This is a genomic window from Algoriphagus sp. 4150, assembly GCF_031457395.1.
GTDB lineage: Bacteria > Bacteroidota > Bacteroidia > Cytophagales > Cyclobacteriaceae > Algoriphagus.
In genome coordinates this window covers 59,662-84,073 of the sequence record NZ_JAVDWS010000006.1, presented here as the reverse complement: position 1 = coordinate 84,073, position 24,412 = coordinate 59,662, and the positions used below count along the sequence as shown (strand labels likewise).

26 protein-coding genes are annotated in these 24,412 nt (G+C 43.0%); 15 read left to right on the top strand and 11 right to left on the bottom strand.

The window, feature by feature from the left end:
* Window position 1: 1 nt before the first annotated feature.
* Window positions 2-1,045 (top strand): N-acetyl-gamma-glutamyl-phosphate reductase, encoded by a 1,044-nt coding sequence (argC, locus tag J2X69_RS10490; protein ID WP_310102712.1) that lies wholly within the window; start codon window positions 2-4, stop codon window positions 1,043-1,045.
* Between the two features lie 12 nt (window positions 1,046-1,057).
* Window positions 1,058-2,269 carry a bifunctional glutamate N-acetyltransferase/amino-acid acetyltransferase ArgJ gene (gene argJ / locus J2X69_RS10485; protein ID WP_310102711.1) on the top strand — a complete coding sequence of 404 codons (1,212 nt, stop codon included), beginning with the start codon at window positions 1,058-1,060 and terminating at the stop codon, window positions 2,267-2,269.
* A gap of 103 nt (window positions 2,270-2,372) precedes the next feature.
* Here argJ and J2X69_RS10480 read toward each other — a convergent pair whose 3' ends face one another.
* The 5 genes from J2X69_RS10480 to J2X69_RS10460 all read right to left on the bottom strand — a co-directional run bounded on the left by J2X69_RS10480 (window position 2,373) and on the right by J2X69_RS10460 (window position 8,008).
* Window positions 2,373-2,981, bottom strand: a complete 609-nt coding sequence (locus J2X69_RS10480) for a Uma2 family endonuclease (RefSeq protein WP_310102710.1) — start codon at window positions 2,979-2,981, stop codon at window positions 2,373-2,375.
* Between the two features lie 102 nt (window positions 2,982-3,083).
* On the bottom strand, window positions 3,084-4,331 hold the full coding sequence (locus tag J2X69_RS10475; protein ID WP_310102708.1) for an FAD-dependent oxidoreductase: 1,248 nt from the start codon (window positions 4,329-4,331) through the stop codon (window positions 3,084-3,086).
* 82 nt (window positions 4,332-4,413) lie between these two features.
* Window positions 4,414-5,418 (bottom strand): 4-hydroxyproline epimerase, encoded by a 1,005-nt coding sequence (locus J2X69_RS10470; protein ID WP_310102706.1) that lies wholly within the window; start codon window positions 5,416-5,418, stop codon window positions 4,414-4,416.
* 171 nt (window positions 5,419-5,589) lie between these two features.
* Window positions 5,590-7,041 (bottom strand): aldehyde dehydrogenase (NADP(+)), encoded by a 1,452-nt coding sequence (locus J2X69_RS10465; RefSeq protein ID WP_310102703.1) that lies wholly within the window; start codon window positions 7,039-7,041, stop codon window positions 5,590-5,592.
* Between the two features lie 76 nt (window positions 7,042-7,117).
* On the bottom strand, window positions 7,118-8,008 hold the full coding sequence (locus J2X69_RS10460) for a dihydrodipicolinate synthase family protein (protein WP_310102701.1): 891 nt from the start codon (window positions 8,006-8,008) through the stop codon (window positions 7,118-7,120).
* A 130-nt stretch (window positions 8,009-8,138) separates the two neighbouring features.
* On the opposite strand from J2X69_RS10460, the gene J2X69_RS10455 reads away from it, so the two are divergent.
* The 4 genes from J2X69_RS10455 to J2X69_RS10440 all read left to right on the top strand — a co-directional run bounded on the left by J2X69_RS10455 (window position 8,139) and on the right by J2X69_RS10440 (window position 10,881).
* Window positions 8,139-9,005, top strand: a complete 867-nt coding sequence (locus J2X69_RS10455) for an AraC family transcriptional regulator (protein ID WP_310102699.1) — start codon at window positions 8,139-8,141, stop codon at window positions 9,003-9,005.
* A 110-nt stretch (window positions 9,006-9,115) separates the two neighbouring features.
* Window positions 9,116-9,730 carry a hypothetical protein gene (locus tag J2X69_RS10450; protein WP_310102697.1) on the top strand — a complete coding sequence of 205 codons (615 nt, stop codon included), beginning with the start codon at window positions 9,116-9,118 and terminating at the stop codon, window positions 9,728-9,730.
* 13 nt (window positions 9,731-9,743) lie between these two features.
* Complete coding sequence (locus J2X69_RS10445) at window positions 9,744-9,953, top strand: hypothetical protein (RefSeq protein WP_310102695.1); 210 nt, start codon at window positions 9,744-9,746, stop codon at window positions 9,951-9,953.
* Window positions 9,954-10,320: 367 nt separating this feature from the next.
* On the top strand, window positions 10,321-10,881 hold the full coding sequence (locus J2X69_RS10440) for a type 1 glutamine amidotransferase domain-containing protein (protein ID WP_310102693.1): 561 nt from the start codon (window positions 10,321-10,323) through the stop codon (window positions 10,879-10,881).
* 89 nt (window positions 10,882-10,970) lie between these two features.
* Here J2X69_RS10440 and J2X69_RS10435 read toward each other — a convergent pair whose 3' ends face one another.
* Window positions 10,971-11,753 (bottom strand): undecaprenyl-diphosphate phosphatase, encoded by a 783-nt coding sequence (locus J2X69_RS10435; protein ID WP_310102691.1) that lies wholly within the window; start codon window positions 11,751-11,753, stop codon window positions 10,971-10,973.
* Window positions 11,754-12,020: 267 nt separating this feature from the next.
* On the opposite strand from J2X69_RS10435, the gene J2X69_RS10430 reads away from it, so the two are divergent.
* Window positions 12,021-13,898 (top strand): mucoidy inhibitor MuiA family protein, encoded by a 1,878-nt coding sequence (locus tag J2X69_RS10430; RefSeq protein WP_310102688.1) that lies wholly within the window; start codon window positions 12,021-12,023, stop codon window positions 13,896-13,898.
* 83 nt (window positions 13,899-13,981) lie between these two features.
* Here J2X69_RS10430 and J2X69_RS10425 read toward each other — a convergent pair whose 3' ends face one another.
* The 4 genes from J2X69_RS10425 to J2X69_RS10410 all read right to left on the bottom strand — a co-directional run bounded on the left by J2X69_RS10425 (window position 13,982) and on the right by J2X69_RS10410 (window position 16,774).
* Entirely contained in the window at window positions 13,982-15,214 is a 1,233-nt protein-coding gene (locus J2X69_RS10425) for an alkaline phosphatase family protein (protein WP_310102686.1), read from the bottom strand.
* Between the two features lie 163 nt (window positions 15,215-15,377).
* Window positions 15,378-15,881, bottom strand: coding sequence for a hypothetical protein (locus tag J2X69_RS10420; RefSeq protein ID WP_310102682.1), 504 nt, complete (start codon window positions 15,879-15,881; stop codon window positions 15,378-15,380).
* A 43-nt stretch (window positions 15,882-15,924) separates the two neighbouring features.
* Window positions 15,925-16,212 (bottom strand): transcriptional regulator, encoded by a 288-nt coding sequence (locus J2X69_RS10415; protein WP_310102680.1) that lies wholly within the window; start codon window positions 16,210-16,212, stop codon window positions 15,925-15,927.
* Window positions 16,199-16,774 (bottom strand): hypothetical protein, encoded by a 576-nt coding sequence (locus tag J2X69_RS10410; protein ID WP_310102678.1) that lies wholly within the window; start codon window positions 16,772-16,774, stop codon window positions 16,199-16,201. The genes J2X69_RS10415 and J2X69_RS10410 overlap by 14 nt, the downstream gene beginning before the upstream one ends.
* Before the next feature lie 118 nt (window positions 16,775-16,892).
* Here J2X69_RS10410 and J2X69_RS10405 point away from each other — a divergent pair, with 118 nt between their 5' ends.
* The 4 genes from J2X69_RS10405 (at window position 16,893) to J2X69_RS10390 (ending at window position 18,915) form a co-directional block, all read left to right on the top strand.
* Window positions 16,893-17,345: a DUF1569 domain-containing protein gene (locus J2X69_RS10405; protein ID WP_192347066.1), complete on the top strand. Its 453-nt coding sequence runs from the start codon at window positions 16,893-16,895 to the stop codon at window positions 17,343-17,345.
* Window positions 17,342-17,725, top strand: coding sequence for a glyoxalase (locus tag J2X69_RS10400; RefSeq protein WP_310102673.1), 384 nt, complete (start codon window positions 17,342-17,344; stop codon window positions 17,723-17,725). Before J2X69_RS10405 ends, J2X69_RS10400 begins: the two co-directional genes overlap by 4 nt.
* Window positions 17,694-18,320, top strand: coding sequence for an energy transducer TonB (locus tag J2X69_RS10395; protein ID WP_310102670.1), 627 nt, complete (start codon window positions 17,694-17,696; stop codon window positions 18,318-18,320). Before J2X69_RS10400 ends, J2X69_RS10395 begins: the two co-directional genes overlap by 32 nt.
* A 136-nt stretch (window positions 18,321-18,456) precedes the next feature.
* On the top strand, window positions 18,457-18,915 hold the full coding sequence (locus J2X69_RS10390; protein WP_310102667.1) for a copper resistance protein NlpE: 459 nt from the start codon (window positions 18,457-18,459) through the stop codon (window positions 18,913-18,915).
* A 2-nt stretch (window positions 18,916-18,917) separates the two neighbouring features.
* Here J2X69_RS10390 and J2X69_RS10385 read toward each other — a convergent pair whose 3' ends face one another.
* Window positions 18,918-19,850: a LysR substrate-binding domain-containing protein gene (locus tag J2X69_RS10385; RefSeq protein ID WP_310102664.1), complete on the bottom strand. Its 933-nt coding sequence runs from the start codon at window positions 19,848-19,850 to the stop codon at window positions 18,918-18,920.
* A gap of 434 nt (window positions 19,851-20,284) precedes the next feature.
* Between J2X69_RS10385 and J2X69_RS10380 the strand changes: the two genes are divergently transcribed.
* The 4 genes from J2X69_RS10380 to J2X69_RS10365 all read left to right on the top strand — a co-directional run bounded on the left by J2X69_RS10380 (window position 20,285) and on the right by J2X69_RS10365 (window position 24,394).
* Window positions 20,285-21,502 (top strand): redoxin domain-containing protein, encoded by a 1,218-nt coding sequence (locus J2X69_RS10380; RefSeq protein ID WP_310102660.1) that lies wholly within the window; start codon window positions 20,285-20,287, stop codon window positions 21,500-21,502.
* Window positions 21,503-21,555: 53 nt separating this feature from the next.
* Window positions 21,556-21,990, top strand: coding sequence for a MarR family transcriptional regulator (locus tag J2X69_RS10375; protein WP_310102657.1), 435 nt, complete (start codon window positions 21,556-21,558; stop codon window positions 21,988-21,990).
* A 2-nt stretch (window positions 21,991-21,992) separates the two neighbouring features.
* A complete protein-coding gene (locus J2X69_RS10370; protein ID WP_310102651.1) occupies window positions 21,993-22,415 on the top strand; it encodes an organic hydroperoxide resistance protein in 423 nt (140 codons plus the stop codon).
* 590 nt (window positions 22,416-23,005) lie between these two features.
* Window positions 23,006-24,394, top strand: a complete 1,389-nt coding sequence (locus tag J2X69_RS10365) for a dipeptidase (protein ID WP_310102648.1) — start codon at window positions 23,006-23,008, stop codon at window positions 24,392-24,394.
* The last annotated feature ends 18 nt before the right edge of the window (window positions 24,395-24,412 follow it).

The following is a 24,412-nucleotide window of genomic DNA, read 5'->3' as shown; positions in this document are numbered from 1 at the left end:
TATGAGCAATCAGAAATTAAAAGTTGCCATAGTAGGAGCATCCGGATTTACAGGTTCTGAGCTGGCGAGATTACTTCTCAATCACGGGGAAGTTTCTATAGAAATAATCACTTCTGAATCCCATGTGGGCAAACCTTTTTCGGATTTGCATCCACAGTTTTTCAATCGATTGGACATTCCGTTGGTAAGTGCAGATGAGGTGGGAAATAGAAAGCTGGATGTGATTTTCTTGGCCTTACCACATGGTGTTTCCATGGATTTTGTGGCAAAATGGAAAGATTCCGGCGTAAAGATCATTGATCTTTCAGGAGATTTTAGGCTTTCCGGCAAAGAAGTCTATGAACAATGGTATGACAAAAAACATAGCTATCCGGAAGGATTTGATACTGCAGTATATGGTTTGCCTGAGCTTTTTGCGGAGCAGATCAAGGGAGCCAATCTGGTAGCCAATCCTGGTTGCTACCCTACAGCATCTATATTAAGCATGGCTCCGCTTTTTGCGAAGCAGCTGGTGGAGGAAAAATCACTGATCATCGATGCGAAATCAGGTCTTACGGGAGCAGGCGTGAAGGCGAGTGCGACAACTCATTTTTCCAATGTGAATGAGAATTTCAAAGCGTATGGAATAGCAGGACATCGGCATACCATAGAGATAGAGGAGCAATTAGGTGCTTTGGCAGGCAATCAGTCGACAATTCAATTTACTCCTCATCTGCTTCCGGTGGATAGAGGGATTTTGGTGACGGCTTATGCCAAAGTCAACAGAGATATGAACCAGCAGAAGCTGACAGAGATTTATAGGGACTTCTATCAAGACAAACCTTTTGTAAGATTGAGAAATCAAGCTCCGGGGATTAAAGATGTGAGAGGAAGTCATTTTTGCGATGTTTTCCCTGTGTGGGATGAAAGAACAGAGCGGGTAATTGTGATTTCTGTCATCGATAACTTGCTGAAAGGCGCCGCCAGTCAGGCGGTCCACAATATGAATTTACTGTTTGGTTTGGCGGAGTCAGAAGGATTGAACCAAGTGCCGTTAAAACCTTAAAAAAAGACAAAGATGATTAAAAATATTACTAACGTACGCGGGATCAAATGCTGGGGTGCGCATACCGGGGTTAAGTCCATGAAAAGGGATTTGGCTATTATATATTCGGAAGTCCCGGCTGCGGCTGCAGGAACCTTGACCCAAAATAGAGTACGTGCAGAACCTATCAAAATCACTGAGAAGAACTTGGCCAACAATAGAGCTCAGGTAATCATCTGCAATGCCGGTAATGCGAATGCATGTACGGGCGATCAGGGAAAAGAAGGTGCTGAAGCAATGGTGCGTACGACCGCCCGGATGCTGGGCATTTCCGAAGAGGATGTAATCGTAGCATCTACGGGTATAATAGGTGTTGAATTCCCTACAACGGATGTGGTAGAAGGGCTTAAGGTCAATATTCCCAAATTGAGTGATGAGTTGAAGGCAGGCTCATTTGTTGCCAATGCTATTCTGACAACAGATACTTTTGCCAAGGAAGGCTTTATCGAGTTTGAGTATGAAGGAGAGATGATCAATATGGGGGGTGTGGCCAAAGGTTCCGGCATGATCCATCCCAATATGGCCACTATGCTGGCTTTTGTGGTGACAGATTTCAATATCGATGAAAAGCTTCTTCAGGAGGCGGTGAGTCACTGTGTAGATCGATCGTTCAATATGATTACCGTAGATGGCGATACATCTACCAATGATATGGTGGCCGTACTGGCAAATGGATTGGCAGGAAATCGAAAAGTATCAAGTAAGGATGATCCTGGGTATGAGATATTCTTGGAAAAATTGCTTGAGATATTGACTCACTTGGCAAAACTGATTGTCTCCGATGGAGAAGGAGCTTCCAAGTTTATAGAATACAAAGTGACTAAAGCCAGGACAGAAGCTATTGCAAGGACGTTAGTTCGGGAAATTTCTGATTCTACTTTGGTGAAAACAGCCATGTTTGGCAGAGACCCAAATTGGGGCAGAATCATAGCGGCTGCAGGAAATGCAGGAGTTCCATTTAACTATAAGAAAGTAAACTTGTACATCGGCGACCAAAATCACTTGGTGCAGGTGTTGGATAAAGGGAATCCCGTAGAATTCGAGAAGTCGTATATGAAAAAGCTACTCCGTGAATCCCACATCAAGGTATTGCTGGAGTTGAATACCGGTGAGGAAGAAGGAGTAGGCTGGGGTTCTGACCTGACGACTGATTACGTGATGTTCAATTCGGTCTATACGACTTAACCGATTGGGATTTTGTGCCAAACCGTTATCCTGCTTCTCCTGAAGCGGGATTTTTTTTATCCGGATTTACTTTCTGATTAAAACCAACACTAAGGAGCTGGACTCAATCTATTTTTTCAAAAAAATCTTCCAGATCCAATTCAAACCCGGCGATACAATCTGACTTTACAATGTCACCGTGTGTGAAAAGTCGGGAGGGCACATAGTTGCCATCTATCAGTTTATTAATGACCAACGTTTCCTCATCCGGGTGAATTACCCAATATTCGGTTACTCCGGACTCTTCATAAACTTCATATTTGTTCCTTAATTCCTTCTTATTGTTCCCGGGAGAAAGCACTTCCACTATTAAATCCGGTGCTCCGACACATCCGGCGTCATCCAATTTGGACCGGTCACAAACTACACAGATATCCGGTTGAACAACTGTGAATATCTCTTCGTTTTTTTTGGACTTGACCGGTAATCTTACATCAAAAGGAGCGATAAATACCTTGCAGTTTTTTCCTTCCAGATGAATCAAAAATCTAGAATATAGTAATCCGCCTACTTCCTGATGCTTCCTTCTTGGCGCTGCGGCAGCAGAACGAAACACTTTGCCCTTGATTAGCTCGACCATTTCATCGATCTCCCAAGTCAGATAGTCCGCATAAGAATATACTCCGTATTCTGTAAATGGCTCTTGTACAGTGTCTTTGTCTTCAGGTTCCATGATAGCAATTTAATGAAATGGTTTAGGATTTATACAAAAAAATAAGTCCTTCAAGGTTTTCTAAACCTCGAAGGACTCAATTTCAGATATCCTAGTTTATGCTCAGTTATATCGGCCTACTTCAAATCCGGTCAATTCCAATGTAGTGTCTTTTTGCCGGTGCAGTTCGCTGATGATTTTGCCGGAGGCAGGAGCAAGACTGACCCCCATCATGGAATGTCCGCTGTTTACCATCACATTGGAATAACCGGGAGCAAATCCAATGTAAGGAAGACCATCCGGTGAGCAGGGTCTCAAGCCTTTCCAGATTTTGTTCTCTTCGGGGAATTTGGCTTCAAATTCAGGGTAATAGCGGTTGATAGCTTCGAAAATCCCTTTTACGCGATTAATATTTATCATTTGATTAACCCCCGCTATTTCCATTGTTCCTCCAAAGCGGATTTGCGGGCCATAAGGACTTACGGCCACCTTCATTTCTGTCAGAATCGAGGATTGCATAATTTCTGGATTATTTTCCTGCAGGAATGAATAACCCTTTCCACCCATCATAGGAAGCGAGAAATTCAGCATTTCAGCCAATTCCCCAGACCAAGATCCCCCACATAGAATTACCTTGTCCACATCGATTTTCTGCTTGTCCGTGATTACGGCATTTACTACGCTTCCTTTTTTCTCAAAGCCAGTCACTTGGGTATTTGGATGGAATTTCACTCCTTTTTCCAGTAAGTAGCTCTTCAAAAAACCGTAAAGTTTTCCCGGGTCCAAGTGCGCATCTCCGGGGAATCTTACTGCTCCACGGGCTTTCACTTCCAGATTTGGCTCGAAGGTGCGGATATCATCGGGAGTAAGAATATCTGCCTGTAGACCGTTGGCATTCGCAAGATGTGCAAATTCGATTTCCTCCTTCTCCACTGCTTCCGTCTGATAGATCATCATCAGTCCTTTTTCCTGAAGGGCAATTAGTGATTCGGGATGTTCATCTGCGAATTCCTTATAGAGTGCTTTACTTAGCAAACTCAGATTTTTCAATACCGGCACACTTCTCTTCACGTGGGCAGGGTTGGCAGCTTTATAGAATTGGTAGCACCATTTCAACAGCTTGGCATCCAACCGGGGATGGATGTAAAAAGGGCTTTTGGACGAAAACATCCAAGAAATCCCCTTGCTGATCATACCCGGAGCTGCCAGGGGAATAATGTGGCTGGGCACAATCATGCCTGCATTGCCTGTGGAGCAATTCACCTGCATATCACCTTGATCGATTACCTGAACTTCTATTCCTTCTTTTTGAAGAAAATATGCGGAAAACAGACCGATTATTCCGCCGCCGATGATGAGGGTTGGTTTCATTTTTAAGAATCAAGATTTTAGAACCGAGAGACAAGATGTAGAGGAAGAACATACTTGGTTCTTGACTCTTTTTTCTTGTTTCTCAAATCACTTGGAATCCATGTACGTACGGATCGTCGTCATCGAGAATTATTGTGTTGTATCCATAGACTTTTGCCCAGCCTTCTATACTTGGAATAATGGCAGGTTTGCCGGCAATTTCGGTTTCCTCTTCGATTCTGCCTATGAATTTAGACCCGATGAAGCTCTCATGGATGAAGTCTTCTCCCGGTTTCAACAGCCCTTTGGCATACCACTGTGCCAGTCTGGCCGAAGTGCCGGTGCCACATGGCGAGCGGTCGATTGCCTTGTCTCCATAGAATACCGCATTTCTGGCGGTGCTGGTAGGATCGAGTGTTTTGCCTGTCCAAAGTACATGCGAAAGCCCTTTGATCTCAGGATGCTCAGGGTGCACAAACTCATAGTTCTCATTCATCTTCCGGCGAAGCGAACGCGCCATAGCAATCAATTGCTCAGCTTTGTAATGCTCCAATCCGGGAAAATTATCCTGTGGATCCACGATGCAGTAGAAATTGCCTCCATAGGCTACGTCTACTGTCAATTTTCCCAATTCATCGGATTCTATTTCCAATCCTTCCGCAGCCAGAAAACTTTTTACATTTGTCAGCTTTACGGATTTGACCTTTTTCCCTTCTTGCTTGTATTCCACCAGTACCAATCCGGCCGGAGTTTCCAGTCTCAGCTTTCCGGGAACCTTGGGATAAATCAATCCTTCCTCGATCGCTATAGTTACTGTGCCAATAGTTCCATGCCCACACATTGCCAGGCAACCGCTGGTTTCGATAAAGAGCACGGCTACATCATTTTCAGGATTATGGGGTGGGAAAAGCATCGAACCGGACATCATGTCGTGACCCCTTGGCTCAAACATCAATCCCGTCCTGATCCAGTCTAAATTGTCCAAGAAGTATTGGCGCTTTTCCAGCATGTTTTTTCCCTGTAAAAAGGGAACTCCCCCCGAAACTACCCGCACAGGATTGCCACAGGTATGGGCATCAATGCAGGAGAAAGTGTGTCTTGTTGGCATGAACTAATTCAAGATTGGAATTACTTGTCCGCCGTGGCGGATTGAAATATTGGAAAATTAAGTACTAATGTGGTAAGATTACATTGCGTTTGAAACTGGGACATATTCTTGATCAATTGTGATTGAAGAGCATTAAAATCCCGTAAATCGTCATTCGCAAGCTGTAAACCACTAAATTTTTTCTACAGTAAACTTCCCGTTCACCTGTCTTACAATCTTCATTGGGTTTTCATTCTTCAAAGCGTCCGGAAGCAAATCAGGATGCATATCCTGGAACGCAATTGGGCGGGCAAATCGCTTGATCGCACCTGCACCTACTGAAGTGGACCTTGAGTCTGTAGTAGACGGATACGGCCCGCCATGCTGCATGGCATAGCCTACTTCTACCCCAGTCGGAACTCCTTGGAAAAGCAATCTTCCGCATTTTTCTTCCAGAAGATTGATCAGTGCTGCGTTTTGCTTCAGTTCGGGAACATCCCCCCAGATGGTGATTGTCAATTGACCATGAAGTTTTTTGGCAACTTCTATCAATTCATTGGGAGAATCATACACTATCATAAGTGCAAATGCACCGAAAACTTCTTTTTGGAAGACATCATCAGCAAGCCAATCCGCAGCTTTGATCTCTGCCAGAGCAGGGCTGCCATTGATAAGATGCTTTGGGTCTGCCACTTTGATCCACTTGAGCTCTTGCCGCGTTTGGTAGTATTCTATGGATTCATAGTAGGCTTTGGCGATGCCCGGATGGAGCATGGGAGAGCCTGCGATATCCTTGATTTCTTGAGCTACTGCTGCTTCAAATGCTGTAGCATGTGTGCTTGGCACAAAGATCAAACCCGGATTGGTGCAGAACTGTCCGGCACCCATAGTAAGAGAATTCACATAGGATTGGGCAAGTGGCACCAGCTCATTTTCAAGTTTGCCGGGAAAAGTGAACACCGGGTTCACTGAGCCCATTTCGGCATATACCGGGATAGGCTCCTCACGCTTGCTTGCCAGATCGAAAAGTGCTTTTCCTCCTGCATGGGATCCGGTGAATGCTACGGCTTTTGCCAGCGGGTGCTGAACCAATGCCTGACCGATTTCGATTCCCCCTTCTACGTGGATGAATACTCCTTCGTGCAAATCTGAGCTGATGACAGCCTTATGAATACATTCTGCCACCAAGCGCGAAGTCTCCGGATGGGCAGGATGAGCTTTGTATATAACCGGGCAACCTGCCGCCAGAGCAGAAATGGTGTCGCCTCCTGCTGTAGAGAATGCGAGAGGGAAATTGCTTGCACCGAATACAACCACAGGTCCGATGGGAATAAGCATTTTTCTTATATCGGCTTTAGGCATGGGGGATCTTTGTGGATCTCCCGGGTCTATGGTTGCTTCCAGCCAGCTTCCCTCTCTTACCATAGTGGCGAAGAGTTTGATCTGGCCGGTTGTTCTTCCCAATTCTCCATTGATTCTTCCTTCGGGAAGATTGGATTCTTTTACAGCCACAGGTACTATTTGAGATCTATTTGCTTCCAGTATTTCTGCGATTTTATCTAAAAAATCCGCTTTGCGATTTGCCGGCACATTTTTGTACTGAAGGAAAGCCTCGGTTGCGGCGTTGAAAATTTGATCGATCATAGGTTTTGTGAGTTTAAAAGATTGATAAGTTGAAGATAGGAAAAAGGTGCAAGACAAATGCCATTATCCCATGCGGTTACAGCTTAGGTCTGTTGGCTATTCCGTCGGTAATGATTTTCTCAACACGGGCCCGCTCTTCCCCGATCAATGTAAGTCTCGGAGCTCTCACGTGCTCAGACCCGATACCGCAATGTTGCTCGGCAAGTTTGATGTATTGAACCAGCTTAGGATGAATGTCAAGTTCCAACAGTGGCAAGAACCAACGGTAGATTTCTCTTGCTTCTTCGTTTTTGCCCTCATTCACTAAGTTGAAAATTGTAACAGTTTCTTTCGGAAAAGCACACACCAATCCGGCTACCCATCCGTCCGCACCCATTACCAATTCTTCCATAGCCAAGGTGTCTACACCACAAAGCAGTTTGAATCGATCACCAAAGCGATTGCGCATACGGGTTACATTCGAGATATCACGGGTTGACTCCTTAATTGCCTGGATGTTTTCACATTCTACGAGCTCAGCAAACATATCCAAGGTCACCAGTGTCTTATAGTCTATAGGATTGTTATAGATCATAATCGGAAGATCAGTGCTATTGGCGACAGCTTTGAAGTAAGCTACCACTTCTCTCGCATCTGCGGCATATCTCATTGGAGGCAAAATCATCAAGCCTGCAGCTCCGAGCTCTTTGGCTTTGGCGGCCCAAAATAATGCGTCCTGTGTGGCTCCTTCGGCGATGTTTAAAATGACAGGAACTTTGCCCTCCAGATACTTCACCGTTTCCCTAGTCAGGGTGATTTTTTCTTCTTGGGAAAGCACAGAGCTTTCGCCTAGTGTACCGCCCAAGATGATTCCGTGAACTCCGGATTCCAATTGGAAGTCAATGTTTTTGAAAAATAGATCCATGTCCAAACTTCCGTCAGCATGGAACTTAGTTGTCACAGCGGGGAATACACCTTTCCAGTTCATAGTTTTTTTCTTTCAAAATTATACGATGAATTAGGTGTATGAAAGCTTTCTTTTAGTAATTAGTGACTCTATATTGATCAAATAATGTTTATAATTGGGGATATTTAATAATTCAAGCCTATTTTGATCTATGAGTAAAGTAATATCTTTTCAGATTCCCAAATCTGAAAGAACGTTCATTCAGTACCAAGAAGATAGAGGGAAGTACTTTTACAATAAACTTCATCAGCATCCTCAGGCTCAGTTGACTCTGATTTTGGAAGGGAAGGGGCAACTTCTTGTGGGAGATTATGTGGGTAGATTTGAGCCTGGAGAAGTGTACCTATTAGGTGAAAATATACCGCACGTTTTTCGTAGTGATGTGGATTATTTTAGAGAAGAGAGTGAGCTGGCTGTAGCGGGCAATACTATATTCTTTGACTTTCAGGCTTTGGGGAGTGCACTGGAGGAGGTGGAGGAATTCCACGAGCTGGCCAAGATCAGTGAGAAAATCAACGGATGCTTTCAATTGAAGGGGACCATTCGGGAGAAAATTGCAGATTTAATTAGCGGCTTTGATGATTCTTCGGGAATAACCAAACTTCAGCAGAGCTTGGCTATTTTAAGTCTGCTGGATTTTACCTCCGAGGAATTGCAGGCGCTGAATAGAATTCCTGTAAACAGAACGATGACTGAGCGGGATGGACGCAGAATGGATCAGGTGATGAGATTTATCCTAGACAATAGCACTCGACAGATCACTTTGGAGGAAGTAGCCGCGCAGGCATTTATGAGTAAGGAAGCATTTTGCAGATTTTTCAAGCTGAGGACCAGAAGGACTTTTACACAATATGTTCAGCAACTGAGAATCACCGAAGCCAAGAAGTTACTTCTGGAGACTGATATGGGGATATCGGAGATTTCGTACCAAGTAGGTTTTCAGACCTTGTCACATTTCAACAAAACATTTAAAAGTCTTACTGAAATGACGCCAAAAGATTGGCGGAAACTGGAATAGCAGACTGGAGGATTGGCTCTATCGGGGAGGTTGTTCCCCATTATCGGGTATAGGTTTTGGGTTTGCTTTTTTCCTTCTTTTCACTTTTAAGGATGTGAAAAGCTGTTAAAATGTATTTTATAAGAGGTTTTGACATGCCAAAAGAGCGTAGTGCCTTCGTGGCATCCGGTTTGGCTCTAGAAGTGGAAACAAAACCAATTATGAAAAAGCTACTCTTATCACTAACCTTAATGATGGCAGTTTTTGCCACTTATGCCCAGACCACCCGGGATATTGAGGATATTAACGAAGACAATTCTTGGTTGAAATTAGGCCTTAATTTGGGAGTTCCTGTAGGGGATATCGGAGATTATTCATCTTTTGCTTTTGGGCTTGACGTAGCGGGACAATTTATGCGCACGGATAATTTTGGTCTTGGTGTGGCTACCGGCTATACACAGTATTTTGTAAAAGGTGATTTTGAAAATTTTGGTGCCATACCGCTAGGCGTTATGTTTAGATATTATCCCGAGCCTTCAGGATTCTTCGTGGGCACTGATGTGGGGTACACTTTTTTGACAGGAGACATTGGAGGTAACGGAGGCTTTTACATCCGTCCGCAAGTAGGATATCACAATTACGATTGGAATATTTTCGCTTTTTACAACCAAGTCTTCACTTCTGACAATGCGGCAGATATTCAGACTGTCGGTGTAGCTGCGACTTATAATATCAGGTTCAAATAAACACAAACTAACCATGAAAGATCAATTGAAAAAGTACCCGCAAAGTGGGTTTTTAGTTTTAATGACTATGTTCTTTACGGTCGCAGCTTTTGCTCAAGATGGCGGATTGGATATAGATATCAATATCGGTAAAAAAGAATGGTATCAGCAACCATGGGCTTGGGTAGTCGGTGGAGCATTGTTTGTACTGATCTTAGTAGCTTTATTGCGGAGAAAAAGATAATTCTGCCAGAAGTTTACAGGGCCGTTTCGGATTTGAAGTGGCCTTTTTTTGCACTTTATCTTGTTTGTCTAGCTCTTGGATGACTTGCAGTCCTATTCCATGCGTGGATTCCATGGGAAAATGTGTGGTAGATTGTTAGATGCAGGTGATTCTTCGTCTTAGTGTTACTTCGCTTTCCTTTTCCCGATTACGAGCACAGAATGCTCAGATTGTGGAAACAGTGCAGATACGCTAAAGTCACAGTCCTGTCGTAACGGCATTTAGGCAAGATTTATTCTTTGGAACAGTGTTGGTGAATTTGATAGTGCTTCTAAACCGAAGCTGCTTTCTCACTGAGATGGCAATTGCCAACTTAACCACAAATATCATGAGTTTATTAAAAGATGTTCGCGTAGCTATACTTGCTACGAATGGATTTGAAGAATCAGAACTTGTAGAACCAAAACGTGCCCTTGAGAAAGAAGGGGCAGAAGTATTTGTAATTTCTCCGGAGAATGATCATATCAAAGGCTGGAAGGACGGAAATTGGAGTGATAAGATTAAGGTGGATTCACAGGTGGACCAAGTGAGTGCAAAAGATTTTGATGCGTTATTGCTGCCGGGAGGTGTGATAAACCCTGATCTATTGAGAAGAGACCTTACTTCAGTGGATTTTGTACGGAGTTTTTTCGAAGATCATAAGCCTGTTGCTGCGATTTGTCATGGTCCTCAGATGCTTATAGAAGCGGAAGTTACCACGGGACGTACAATGACTTCATTTGCATCAATAAGGAAAGATCTGGAAAATTCCGGAGCGAATTGGGTGGATGAAGAGGTCGTCGTTGACAGTGGATTGGTCACTTCCCGAAGTCCGAAAGACTTGCCCGCATTCAATAAGAAGATGGTAGAGGAATTCCGGGAAGGAAAGCATGCCGGACAAACTGCATAGCCTAAAAAAACCAGAAGCCCGATTAAGTTACTAATCGGGCTTCTAGTTGTTAGACTCAATATTTATATCACCTAGTGCAGATTGGAGGATTATCCCAAATCTGTTCCCCACATAAAGATTAGAAACAGAATCCCGATAACAATTCTATAGTAACCAAAAGCTGTGAATCCATGGGTTGAGACGAATTTCAAGAATACTTTCACCGCAAACCAAGCAGAGATAAATGCCACCAATGTCCCAATTCCCAAAAGAGATAATTGATGGTTGGTGAAGGCTAGATCGGTTTTCAATAAGTCATAACCTGAGGCTGCCATCATGGTAGGTACGGCCAAAAGAAAGGAAAATTCAGTTGCCTGTTTTTTGTCCAAGCCATTGAACACTCCTCCGATGATAGTCGCCGCTGCCCTGGAAGTGCCGGGCACCATGGAAAGACACTGGAATAGCCCGATAAAAAAAGCATTTTTATAAGTTATTTCTTCCACTTCGACCAGCTTAGTTTCGGAGTTAACCACTTTTTTGTCAATAAAAATCAAAATTATCCCCCCTACAATCAGGGACACGGATACCACAATCGGGTTAAATAAATAAGCTTTGATGTAATCGTAAGCCAGCAATCCTATGATTGCAGTCGGTACAAATGCTGCGAATAATTTGAGGTAGATGTTGATACCTTGAAAAAACCGTTTGATATACATCAGCGCGATTGCAAGTATGGCACCTAGCTGTATAAAGATTTCGAATGTCTTTACAAATTCATCGTCATGGATATTCATGGCAGCTGATGCCAAAATCATATGTCCTGTGGAAGAAACCGGCAAAAATTCAGTCAAGCCTTCGATGATAGCAATAATTATACTCTGTGTGATCGTCATTCAGCAAAAAGGAAGAAGCAGTTGATAGTTAAGCCTGCAAAGTTAATAATGCTGCTTACACTCGGGGGAATAAAGTTGTAAATCCGTTAGATTACATTCTAAAATTTAGATTCTTTAAGAACAAGTGATTTTATTAGCCGTTAAATTTTTCACTTTATAAACTCAACTCCCGACACATGAAATCGAGCATGACTCAAAAGTCACACACTGGGATGATTATAAACCCTGCGAGATTCCATGTGACCACTGAAAAACAATTATAATCACATGAAAAAAATTTCTCTTTTGCTCACCTTGTTTTTGGTTTCATTTTTCAGCTTTTGTCAAGAAATCAAAGAGTCCATATTCAAGTCTGAAATCCAAGAAGTAACCGTATTTCTCTCAGGCGCTCAAATCTTTGAGACTTCTACCGGGCAAATAGCTGCAGGTGAGTCATTTATCGTGATCAAAGGACTTTCGCCTTATGTCGATGAAAAGAGCATACAGGTGAAAGGGGTGGGTGATTTTACAATCCAGGCGGTAAATAAGCGCTTGGACTATCTATCAGAGCAGAAGTATGGAGAAAAAGTCAAAGCGCTTCAGGACTCTATCTTGGCCATACAGAGAAATCAAAGTAGGGAGTCGGCGAGACTCGAAGTATTGAAGGAAAAGGTAGGCTTGCTGAACGCCAATAAAAATATAGGAGGAACTCAGAATGGCTCAAGTCTCACAGAATTGAAGCAGGCTATGGATTTTTACGATGCTGAACTGATGAAGATCAAAGCAGAGGAGTTGAAAATCCAAGCGAATATGCAAGAGGAAAACAGCGAAATAAATAAGCTGGGCAATCAAATCACTGCGATGCAAGCCTCTTCAAATGAATCTACCTCTGAAATCCGGATTCGGCTGAAGGCAGACCGGGCGGGCAGTGCAAATTTTGAAATCAACTACCTAGTCGCCAATGCAGGCTGGTATCCCAAGTATGACGTTAGGGTGAAAGATGTGAGTTCTCCGCTTTCACTTACGTACAAAGCGGAAGTTTACCAGAACACGGGCGTGGACTGGAAGAATGTCAAACTGAGATTTTCCAATGGCAATCCCAATCAAGGAGGTCAAATTCCCAATCTGGAAAAGTGGGAGTTGAATTTCGCCAGATTGACCATCTTCAATCCCAGAACCCAGACTTTTGGATCCGTTTCCGGACGTGTTACCGGCAGTTCCGATGGCGATCCTCTTCCCGGAGCTAATGTCATGGTAGTCGGCACCACGATAGGAACGGTGTCTGATTTGGAGGGAAATTATTCGCTGACTTTACCTTCCGGCGCTAGCCGATTGAGTGCTTCCTTCATTGGTTTTCAGTCTAAAGAAGTTGCCATTAATTCACCCAAAGTAAATATTTCACTTGAGGAGGATACTCAGGCTCTTGAAGAAGTTGTAGTGGTGGGTTATGCTGTTGAGCAAAAGAGATCAATGACTGGGGCAGTTGCAAGGGTTAGAGGACTGAATTCGTCTGATGCTGTGGCAGCAAGCCCCTTGCAAACCACCCTGGTAGAAAACCAAACTACCGTAGAAATCGAAGTTGCCGAACCCTATTCAATCAAATCGAACGGTGAGAAAACCTTGGTGGATCTGAAAAACTATCAAGTGGATGCTTCCTACAGGTACTCGGTGGTTCCTAAGTTGGATAATGATGCTTTCTTGATTGCCGAGATAGCGGATTGGAGCAAATACAGTTTGCTGGAGGGGGAGAGCAACTTGTACTTTGAGGAGGGTTTTGTAGGAAGATCAATTTTGGATGCCTCTTCCTTTCAAGATACGCTTGGGATTTCTATGGGGAGAGACAGAAGCATAGTGATCAAGCGGGAGAAAAATGATGAATTCTCCAAAAAGAAGGCAATAGGATCCAATATCACTGAAAGCCGCGAATATAAGATCACGGTGAAAAACAACAAGTCTCAGGCAGTCACGGTCAATGTAGAGGACCAGATCCCTGTTTCGGTGAATTCCGAGATCACTGTAGGGACATTGGCGCTTTCCGGAGGGAAACTGGATCCACAAACAGGAAAAGTAACATGGACTATAACGCTACAGCCCGGTGCCCATCAAGAACTCAAACTCCAGTATGAAGTAAAATATCCGAAGCGGGAAAAAGTGATACTGGATTAGATTTCTGTTGTTCTATAACTTATCAAAAAGGGTTAAACAGACTTATGAAAGTTTGTTTAACCCTTTTTTAATGTCTTAATATACTATTTCTCCTTGTTTACCACCCAATAATTGAGATATCCTGACGGGGTTTCAAGCACTACTTTAAAGATCTCTGACTGTGTTCCATTAAGAGAAAACGTCTTGTTTCCATCTGCCAAATCAACTTCGCCAACAAGCCAATAATTGTCCAGACCGCCGGTCTTAAAATGGTTTGTAGTGGAAAGCCAAACCCTTCCTGTTTGCCCTGGTGATAATGATTTCCAATTCATTCGGATCTCACCATTTTCCAATTTAGCGTTAAGATTACTTGCCTCCACGGGACCGATAAAAGGTGTTCCATCAAGCTCCAGCGCAATCTTTTTCGGTATAGTCAAACCTAAGTGATAAGCCATGGAAGGCAGTATATCCACCATTTTAGGTTCTTGTAGGAAGTATGTATTTGTCTCTTTAGAGTTTGTTACAATCCAGATTCTTCGTTCACGATCCGATTGGCCACCATGTCCAAAGCCATCATCTTCCCGACCGTGATCTGTAGTGACGATGATCAGCCAATCTTCCTGATGGTTCTTTTGTCTGTGCTGAATGGCTTCCCAAACTCTTCCTATCTGAATATCTGCTTTTTGTACTCCATCGATCATTTGGGGACTGTTGCCATAGCCATGCCCCATATCGTCAGTATATTCCAGATACATCCAAGATAGGTCTGGGGCTTCGGCTGAGATATAGCGTGCGGCTTCTTTGGACACTGCTTCGTCGATTTTGTGGATATAAAGTTTATCATTCCCATGCGGGAAATTCAAGCTGTCCAACTCCATCCCATCAAAATAGTAGTCAAAGGCAAGGTTTCCGGTTTCCGGTAAATTTGCTCCCGCCAATTTGGTTCTATTGTCCAGCCAGGTAGAAAATATCGCTGTTTTCTTGGTAGGGTCTGCTTCCTTCAGCATCCGGAAAATCGTCCAATAATTATAGTTTGGTGCTTCTATGTCATTTCCCCAAACATTGTGTTTATTCGCCCAGACTCCGGTAAGCAAGGAATTGTATCCTACGGCTGAGATAGTCGGAGTCTCAGAATATCCTCCAACTTCCCCACCCATAGTGGCTAGAGCAAATCCTCCCTCAGCGATGATCTTGTCAATATTGGGAGTCGCCACGGTATCGAGAACATCTGCTGGAATCCCATCCAGAATCACGAACAATACCTTCTTTGCGTTTTTTTGAGCATATCCCTGCGATAGAAACAAAGACATCACTGCAATCATTAGTATTTTTTTCATTCTTAGCTAATAATTCCTTGTTGTAAAAGTATGAAAGTAGCCCGCCGGTGGCGGCAGGCCTTTTTGTTTTAAGTCCTATATTTAATTCCAGCCGAATATCTGTTGTGAGGTAAGATCCAAAATTACTTGCAAAAAAGTGAATGGCGGAAATTTAATCCGAATTCTATTTCTTATTCAGCGTCATCTCAAAAAACTTATACCAGGTACCTCCGGAATTTGCTTCTCCGATTTCATGCCATTGCCCTTGGTCATTAATCGTGATTACATACCGGACGTTCTCTACAGGATACCAGTAAAACACGTTGTCCAGTAGTTCAGCTTTATATGTTCCCTGCTGATTGCTCTGTAGAAAAGAGCTGAACTTATATTGTCCACTGCCTTCTGCCATAGTGACTATCGCGAGTGCGTTATGGACAATATTTCCATCCGAAGTGCCTTGCCCCTCAATTAATAACGCGGTGTCATTGAGTTTCAAACTGACTTTTTCTGTTTGTTCAAAGGTCAATTTTTCCCTGCTTTGATTCATTATCCACCCGGTGCCTTCCCATTCTCCTACTAGAAACCCGATTCTCCGAATTTCTTTTTGAGCCTCTACATTCGTTTCATAATTCTGCGCCTCGGTGAATAGCGGCAGACAAATCAAGCAGAATACTAGTAATTTTTTCATGATGTAAATTGGTTTATGTTGTAAACTATAATTTCAAATTTTTTTAGGAAATGTAATTTTTGAGTGCTTGGACATATTCTTCAAATGCCCTGATTCCATGTGCGGTAATTTTTGCAGTAGTCAAGGGGCGTTTTCCGCGAAATGATTTCACAATTTCCAAGTATCCCGCTTTTTCGAGTTTGTCCAGCTGAACACTGAGATTTCCGGCAGTGGATTCGGTTTTCTCTTTTAAGAAGGTAAAATCTGCCTCTTCCACACTGATCAGAAGTGACATCACTGCCAGTCTTAATTGGGAATGTAAAAGAGGATCTAAGGGTTTAAACTCGCTCACGGTAGCTGTTTTTCAGATAATATCCCGGAACCAAATAGCCTAATATAATTGCTATGGCAGCCACTAGGTTTTGTTCGATTATGGGTAATTGGAATGCAATAATAGCCCCAATACCTAAAATTACCGCACCGTAGGCATAAATGGGCGCACGGATGATGCGTGAGGTGGTGTACATTCCTATAGCTATTAGCAGGAGAATCACTGGATTGTGGTTGAATCCAAGTACGGGCATGGCACTGAGTACTATGAAAATAGCAATGCAAACTGCGATCCAGATATGGCCGACCATCATTCCCAAATGCGATTTGACTTGGCTTTTTTTAGCTTTTAGATAGCCCCATCGGACACTGAAAAAAATAACAGGTGCCAATGCCCACCAAATTAAGTAGGGTTGCTCTATTTCTAATTTTTGCAAAATATATTGTCCCAAGTTGCACAGGGATACTGCCCATCCCCACAGCAAGAGCTGGAAACTGCCGTCACCGGAAGTCTCCCGTTTGGCCTTTGAAATCATCTCAGTGATAATCGCCAGCGATTCGGTACTAGTCAAGTTTTTTTCCATTTTGATTAAGTTTACACAATTATAAATTGGTTTATATTATAAACCAAATGAATATATAAAATTTGTGTGATTTACAGGACATTGACTAATTTGGGTTTAATTCAATGAGCTATTAATTATGAAGAATATTTTTCATCCTCAGATTACACAAGAGCTGATAGATCGTATAAATGAGCTTACACCCGAGACCACACCCCGATGGGGGATTATGCGGGTAGATCAAATGATGGCGCATTGCTCTGTAGCTTATGAGATGGTCTATACAGATAAGCACCCCAAGCCTAATTGGCTTATGAGATTTATATTGAAGACTTTCGTGAAAAATGGAGTGGTAAACGATAAGCCTTATCCAAGAAACGCGCGCACAGCTCCTGCTTTTATCATTGAGGAGCGCAAAGATTTCGAAACGGAAAAGGCTCGATTGATAGGCTATTTGGAAAAAACACGCGACTTAGGCATTCCGTATTTTGAAGGAAAAGAATCTCTTTCCTTTGGTCCGCTTACAGCTCAGGAGTGGAACAGCCTCTTCTATAAGCATCTTGATCACCATCTCACCCAATTCGGCGTATGAAACATCCCGCTAAGTCTATCAGAACTTTTATCGGAGCAAAGGATTATGCTGAAAGTATCCGCTTCTACGAGGTGCTGGGCTTTAAAGTGCAATCGGTGGGCGAAAAAATGGCTGTGGTGACTGTGAGGGAAAATATAGCATTCTACCTGCAGGATTATTACTTGAAATCCTGGTGTGAAAATTCGATGGTTTTCCTCGAAATAGATAATGATCTGGAGTCCTATTGGGAAGCAATCAAAGTTTTGGGACTACCGGATAAATTTCCCGGTACCAAACTCAGTACTATCCAACGCAACGACTGGGGAAATGAGTTTTTCCTTCACGATCCGGCGGGAAATCTCTGGCATTTTGGAATATTTAAAGAGAATATCAATGAATAAGAGACTTTTATTGTCAGCAGCTTTCATATTTTTTATTTCTTTCATGGGGGTAGCACAAGAGAATAAATTTGAGAGAGAAATAAATCAGATCCTGAGTCAGAATCTGACTTATTCGGCAACGATACGACAGACAGGAATTCAAGGAATTGTTTTGATCTCAGCAAAAATTGATGAGCTGGGCAAAATTGACAGCTTGTTTCTGATTGAGTCGCCTGATGATCGGTTAACAGATGTTGTTATCAATGCTATGCGCGCATTACAAGACAAGTGGAAAACTAAATATCTTGATGGCAGACCTTTTGATAAAAAATACCTTTTCCACTTCAGTTTTCAAATAGGTAAAAAAACACATGATATTGTGTGGGAAAGAAAGCAAGTTGAAAAACTACTGGAGAAAGGGGATGATGAAAAAGCACTTGAAAAACTAAATGAACTCATTGCTGGGGACCAATATTCGTATTTGCTTTTTGAATTGCGCGCTACTGCAAATCGTCAATTGGGAAACATTGAAGCTTCACAGGAAGATTATATCCGTGCAAAGTATCTCAAAAGAGACTTGATTTCCACTATCACGATAACAGCAATAGCGCAGTAATATGAGTCTAAGTACGTTCCCTTCTTGTTACTTGTGTCATGCTACCAGCTACCCACTTTAACGGGCTAAAAATATGCAAAAGTGCTGTAATCAGCCTGATTCTTGGTATTTTTGAGTCGAACAGAACTGTAGCATCATGAACAAAACCATACTCCTACTCAGTCTTATTGCTTCACTGGCATTTGTTACTTCCTGTTCTTCTTCGGAAGAAAAAGCTGACAATCAGGAAGAAATCACGGCAGAGGAAGGCCAGCCGTATACTTCAGACAATTCTGCTACCTCGTTGGATTGGAATGGAACCTACAAGGGCACTGTGCCTTGCGCCAGTTGTGAGGGAATAGAAACCACCCTTATACTTAACTCAGATCTCACCTATAAGATTGTAACCAACTACTTAGGTAGAAATGATGCGCTTGAGGAAGAAAACACCGGATCCTTTACTTGGGATGAAACTGGCTCTATTATCACGCTGGAAAAAGTAGCTCAAGGTCCCACACAATATAAAGTGGGCGAAAATCGGATTTGGCAGCTCGATATGGAAGGAAATATAATCACCGGCGACTTGGCGGATCATTATATTCTCACCAAGAGATAAACTTACTTGAACCGTACTACTTTGCCGTGAGCCTTAGAGGTCATCTCCTGAGGAATAGAATCGGTAATTTCTTTGTACAGCAACTCTACTAGCTTTTGTTTGAGGAAACTTCGGTTTAATATAATGCTCACTTCCCGCATTGGTGAAATTCCATCAAATGGGCGCAGTCTTGTTTTCTCTTCGTCTGAAAGTTCCATCGTCGCAAGTTCTGGCAATAGAGTCACGCCTTTGTATCGATTCACCATATTCTTCAATCCCTCAAGGGATCCGCTTTCGTAATGGAAATTCTTGGGACCGCTCAGACTAGGGTCACAGAGATTGATGACCTGATCACGGAAGCAGTGACCTTGCTGCAACACCCAAAAATCTTCCTTAATCACTTTCTCAGGATGGAAAACATTCTCTTTCAGCAAAGGATGGTCTTTGGATAGGTAGGCGAAAAACTTCTCATAAAACATCGGTTTTTCCACAATCCCCGCCTCGTGTAGAGGAGTTACTACTATTCCCAGATCCAGCTCATCATTTTTCAGCTTTTTCACCACTTCTTCGGTTACCATTTCCTGTACTTCCAGCTTCACATGGGGATACTTCTCCAGAAACTTCCGAATGAAGAGGTGCAGTAAATAAGGTGCAAGTGTTGGGATGATTCCCAGCTTGATCACGCCCGAGATGTCTCCTTTCAGATGAGCTACCAATTCAAAAATACCCTTGCTCTCGGAAACCACCTTTTTAGCCTGCTCGATTATCTGTACCCCCATTTCTGTGGGGATCACCGGCATTTTACTCCGATCAAAAAGGATGACATCCAGATCCCGTTCCAGCTTGCTGAGCTGGGCGCTCAAGGTGGGTTGAGTTACAAAACAGCTTTCTGCGGCATGGCCAAAATGACGGTGCTTGTCGACGGCAAGAAGGTATTCGAGTTGTTGGATAGTCATAGGATAAGGCTTCTCAGCATCTAAAGTAAAAAATCCTGCAAAGAGTTTCTTGTCAAACTTTTCATTACCAAATACCAATTGTCAAATAGGTCTTTGGATATTTTTGTAAGTATCGAAAAATCAGTATTTTATGTCGGGATTGGAAATAGAACATATATTTTCCCACAAGGCACAACCATGGGCAACGCATGTCTTTACAGTTCGAAGTCCTACTTGGTTTATTGTAAATCCCATAAACCCATCAAACCCGGATTATGCATTAGGTTTCGTTATGAGGACATTACTTGCAAGAAAATCAGGCTGTTTGGAGACTGAGGCATAGCACCGCTATGGTGAAGTCGAAAACTGCAACGCAGTGACTGATTTTGAAGCAATTAATGGCTGTAATAGAATTGCTAATGCATATTTCGGGTTAAACCCTAACTCGATAACCTATGAATTCTAAATTGAAATTTATCTTTTTATTTGAGGCTCTCGTGGGAGCGGCTTTTTTATTGATGCAGTGCACAAGTGCACCCAAAGAAAACATAGAAATAGGGGCAGAGAAAGCTCCCGCTACAGTATTTGTAGCTAATCCTGTCTTGGTGGAGGAGAAGCCTGTGGGGAAATTGGCTATAGGGGATGCAGCTCCTCCTTTCAATCTGCCGGGAATAGACGATAGCTATCACAAGCTGGAGGATTATTCCGATGCAGATGTACTTGTCATCAACTTTACCTGCAATCACTGTCCTACGGCCCAAGCGTATGAGGATAGATTTATCGATGTGGTAAATGATTACAGCGGAAAAAAAGTAGCTTTTGTGGCGATTTCCTCCAATAGTCCCATCGGAATTCTTCCGGAAGAATTGGGCTATACCGATCTCAGTGACACATTTGAGGAGATGAAAATCCGGGCTGGGGATAAGTCCTACAATTTCCCGTACCTCTATGACGGAGACACACATGAGTTCTCATTGGCCTATGGACCTACGGCCACACCGCATGTATTTGTTTTTGATAAAGAGAGAAAGCTCAGCTACTCGGGAAGAATAGATGCTTCCGAAAAACCCGGCACTGCCAATGGAGAAGATCTGCGAAAAGCAATTGATATGACATTGGAAGGGAGAAGTCTTCCCGAATCAGAGGCACAAACCCCGGCTTTCGGATGCTCGATGAAGTGGGCTTGGAAAAACGAGTACACCATCAAAACCAATAAAGCATGGGAAGAGAAAGAGGTGACAATCGAAAAGCTATCGCCTGATGGTTTGGCTGATCTTCTGAAAAACGATACAGATGAATTGCTCCTGGTCAATTTCTGGGCTACTTGGTGTGGTCCCTGCATTATAGAATATCCGGAGTTCGTCACGATTCAGCGCATGTACGGAGAGCGGGATTTTCAGTTTGTCTCCATCAGTATGGATAGTCCCGGGCAATCAGACAAAGCACTGAAATTCTTAAAGGGGAAGTCCTCTGCACTTCCAAACTATATTATGGATACAGAAGACAAGTATAAGGTAATCGAAGTAGTGGGGAAAGATTGGGATGGCAGTTTGCCTATTACTTTGCTGATAGAACCGGGAGGAGAGATCGCCTATCGGGTTCCCGGTACCATTGATGCCAATGAATTGAAAAAAGAAATAGTTGATAATGCGCTGATTGGCAGGTATTATTAATTGTTATGTTAAGATTATACAGTTAAATTGTATAAAATCTTAATAATATTCCCATGTCGCAAATTCACCAGCTTTCCCTGTCCCTTTATTCAAGTTCCAGATTGTTGATCCAACTTATCCAGAATTCTTTGAATGAGCTAAGCCTGACTTATCCACAGTTCCTTGTGCTTTCGGTACTGTGGGAAGAAGATGGGCTGAAGGTAAATGAAATAGGGAAGAGACTTTACCTTGATTCCGGTACGCTGACTCCCTTGTTGAAAAAACTTGAAGCTATGCACTATGTGAAAAGACAGAGAGGAGAAGCTGACGAAAGAACTGTTCACATAGAGTTAACCTATCCCGGCAAATCTCTTCAGGCAAAGGTTCAAGAAGCTCTAGGTGCCTTAGATGAAAAGTTCGTTGCAAAATCAGAATTACATTTGCCGGAGTTAAACCAATCCCTGACAAATTTGTTAGCAGGTATTGAAACACTTAAAAAATCTCAATAGGAATGGAAAAACTAAAGATTGACTATACCGCAACAGCAATAAATACCGGAGGCAGAAAAGGCCATGTGAAAACCGATGATGGCCTTCTGGATTTTGATGTTGCGATGCCGCATGAAATAGGGGGAGAAGGAGGAAAGACTAATCCTGAGCAACTTTTTGCAGCTGGGTACGCAGCTTGTTTCGGCGGAGCGCTGGGCGCTGTAGCTGGCAAAACCAGTCTACGGGGCTCTGAGATTACCACTAAGGTACATTTGGGGAATTACGGTCCCGGTAATTTCGGTCTGGCTGTGGATATTTTTGTAAAAATCCCTCATGCCTCTTCATTGGAAGAAGCTCAAAAACTCGTGGATGCAGCGCATCAAGTTTGCCCTTATTCCAAGGCTACCCGAGGCAATATTGAAGTGAACGTAAAAGCAGTTTCTTGATCACTAAAACAATTAAAGACTGTCTCATAACTCATGATTGTCACACCTGACTGCCGTCAGGCAGGTTGAGCGCCAGTCTGCCAAAGGCATGAAAGTCGAAATGGGCTTAATTAGCACATAAAAGGCTTCGACTTCGCTACCAATGACGGAATTCAAAAAAGCATGCAAATGTTGTGTCAGTCCGAGCACCCGGAAGACGGGAGTCTGAAGGAACGAGGACCCTTCGTACTTCCCGACTCTCGTCGGTCAGGTACTCAGGGTGACCCAACTTTATTTCTACATCACTTTCCGTCATTATTCATTTGTAAATCTTAAATTTTTCTTACTCAGCCTGACAAGAAAACCTACTTAGGAGACACTCTCTTTAATTCTATGGTACGTGATGTTTCCGGACTATACCTAACACAATGGAAATTCTTAGATCCTTTGCCAATTCCTGTATAAATTATCCAATGATCTCAGGCACATTGTTCTAGCTATCTTTTAGCGTTTTCAGCAGATCCTTCATGCTCTAATTAACCTTCTTCAAAATAGGCTTTTCCTGCTGAAAAGGATAATTTTGAACCCTTTACCAAATAATCCCCAAATATATGGCTGTAAACGATTTTATACGTGATAATAAAGATCGCTTTCTCAATGAGTTGTTGGATTTACTCCGAATTCCATCAGTAAGTGCTGACCCGAAATTTAAAGATGATGTTTTTGCAGCAGCCAATTTCGTAAAAGAAAGCCTGGAAAAAGCAGGTGCCGATGTAGTGGAAATCTGCCAAACCAAAGGTTATCCGATTGTTTATGGAGAGAAGATTGTTGACCCTGCTTTGCAGACGGTTTTGGTATATGGACATTACGATGTGCAGCCTGCCGATCCTTATGAACTATGGGATTCACCTCCTTTTGAGCCCGTCATCAAAAAGACCAAAATCCATCCCGAGGGAGCGATTTTCGCCCGTGGATCTGCAGATGACAAGGGGCAGTTTTACATGTATGTGAAGGCTTTTGAGGCAATGATGGCTTCAGGAGATTTGCCTTGCAATGTCAAATTCATGATCGAAGGGGAAGAGGAAGTCGGTTCGGACAATCTTGACAAATTTGTCATCGAAAACAAAGAGAAACTCAAGGCTGATGTCATTCTGATCTCAGATACGCATATGATTTCCATGCAGGATCCTTCCATCACAGTTGGACTTCGCGGGATGGCATACATGGAAGTGGAAGTTACCGGGTCCAATCGTGATCTTCATTCCGGTACTTACGGCGGAGCTGTAGCCAATCCGATCAATGTCCTTTGTGACATGATTGCGTCCATGAAAGATGAAAATGATCACATTACCATTCCGGGCTTTTACGACAAGGTGCAGGAGCTTACGGCTGCGCAACGTGAAAGGCTTAATGAGGCTCCGTTTGATCTAAATGAATACCGGGATAAACTGGATATCGAAGAGGTACATGGAGAAAAAGACTACACCACCATCGAGCGTGTAGGGATTCGCCCGACTCTTGATGTAAATGGAATATGGGGAGGCTATATCGGCGAAGGTGCCAAAACGGTGCTTCCGTCCAAGGCGCATGCTAAAATCTCTATGAGACTTGTTCCCGATCAGGATTGGCATGAGATCTCTGAGCTTTTTGAAAATTACTTCAAATCCATAGCTCCGAAATCCGTGAAGGTGAAGGTCAAAGCGCATCACGGCGGTGCGCCTGCTGTAGTTTCGGATTCTTCCGTTGGTTACAGAGCTGCTGAAGCTGCGATGGAGGAAACTTTTGGCAAAAGACCAATTCCTACGCGTGAAGGTGGATCTATTCCTATCGTTGCCTTGTTCCAGAAAGAATTGGGTTCTGATCCGATTTTATTTGGGTTTGGACTGGATACGGATGCATTGCATTCGCCCAATGAGCATTATGGTGTGAAAAATTACTTTATTGGAATAGAAACCATTGCGGCTTTCTTCCGTCAGTTTAGAAAGCTCACCGACAAGTAAACAATTGGTAAACTGATT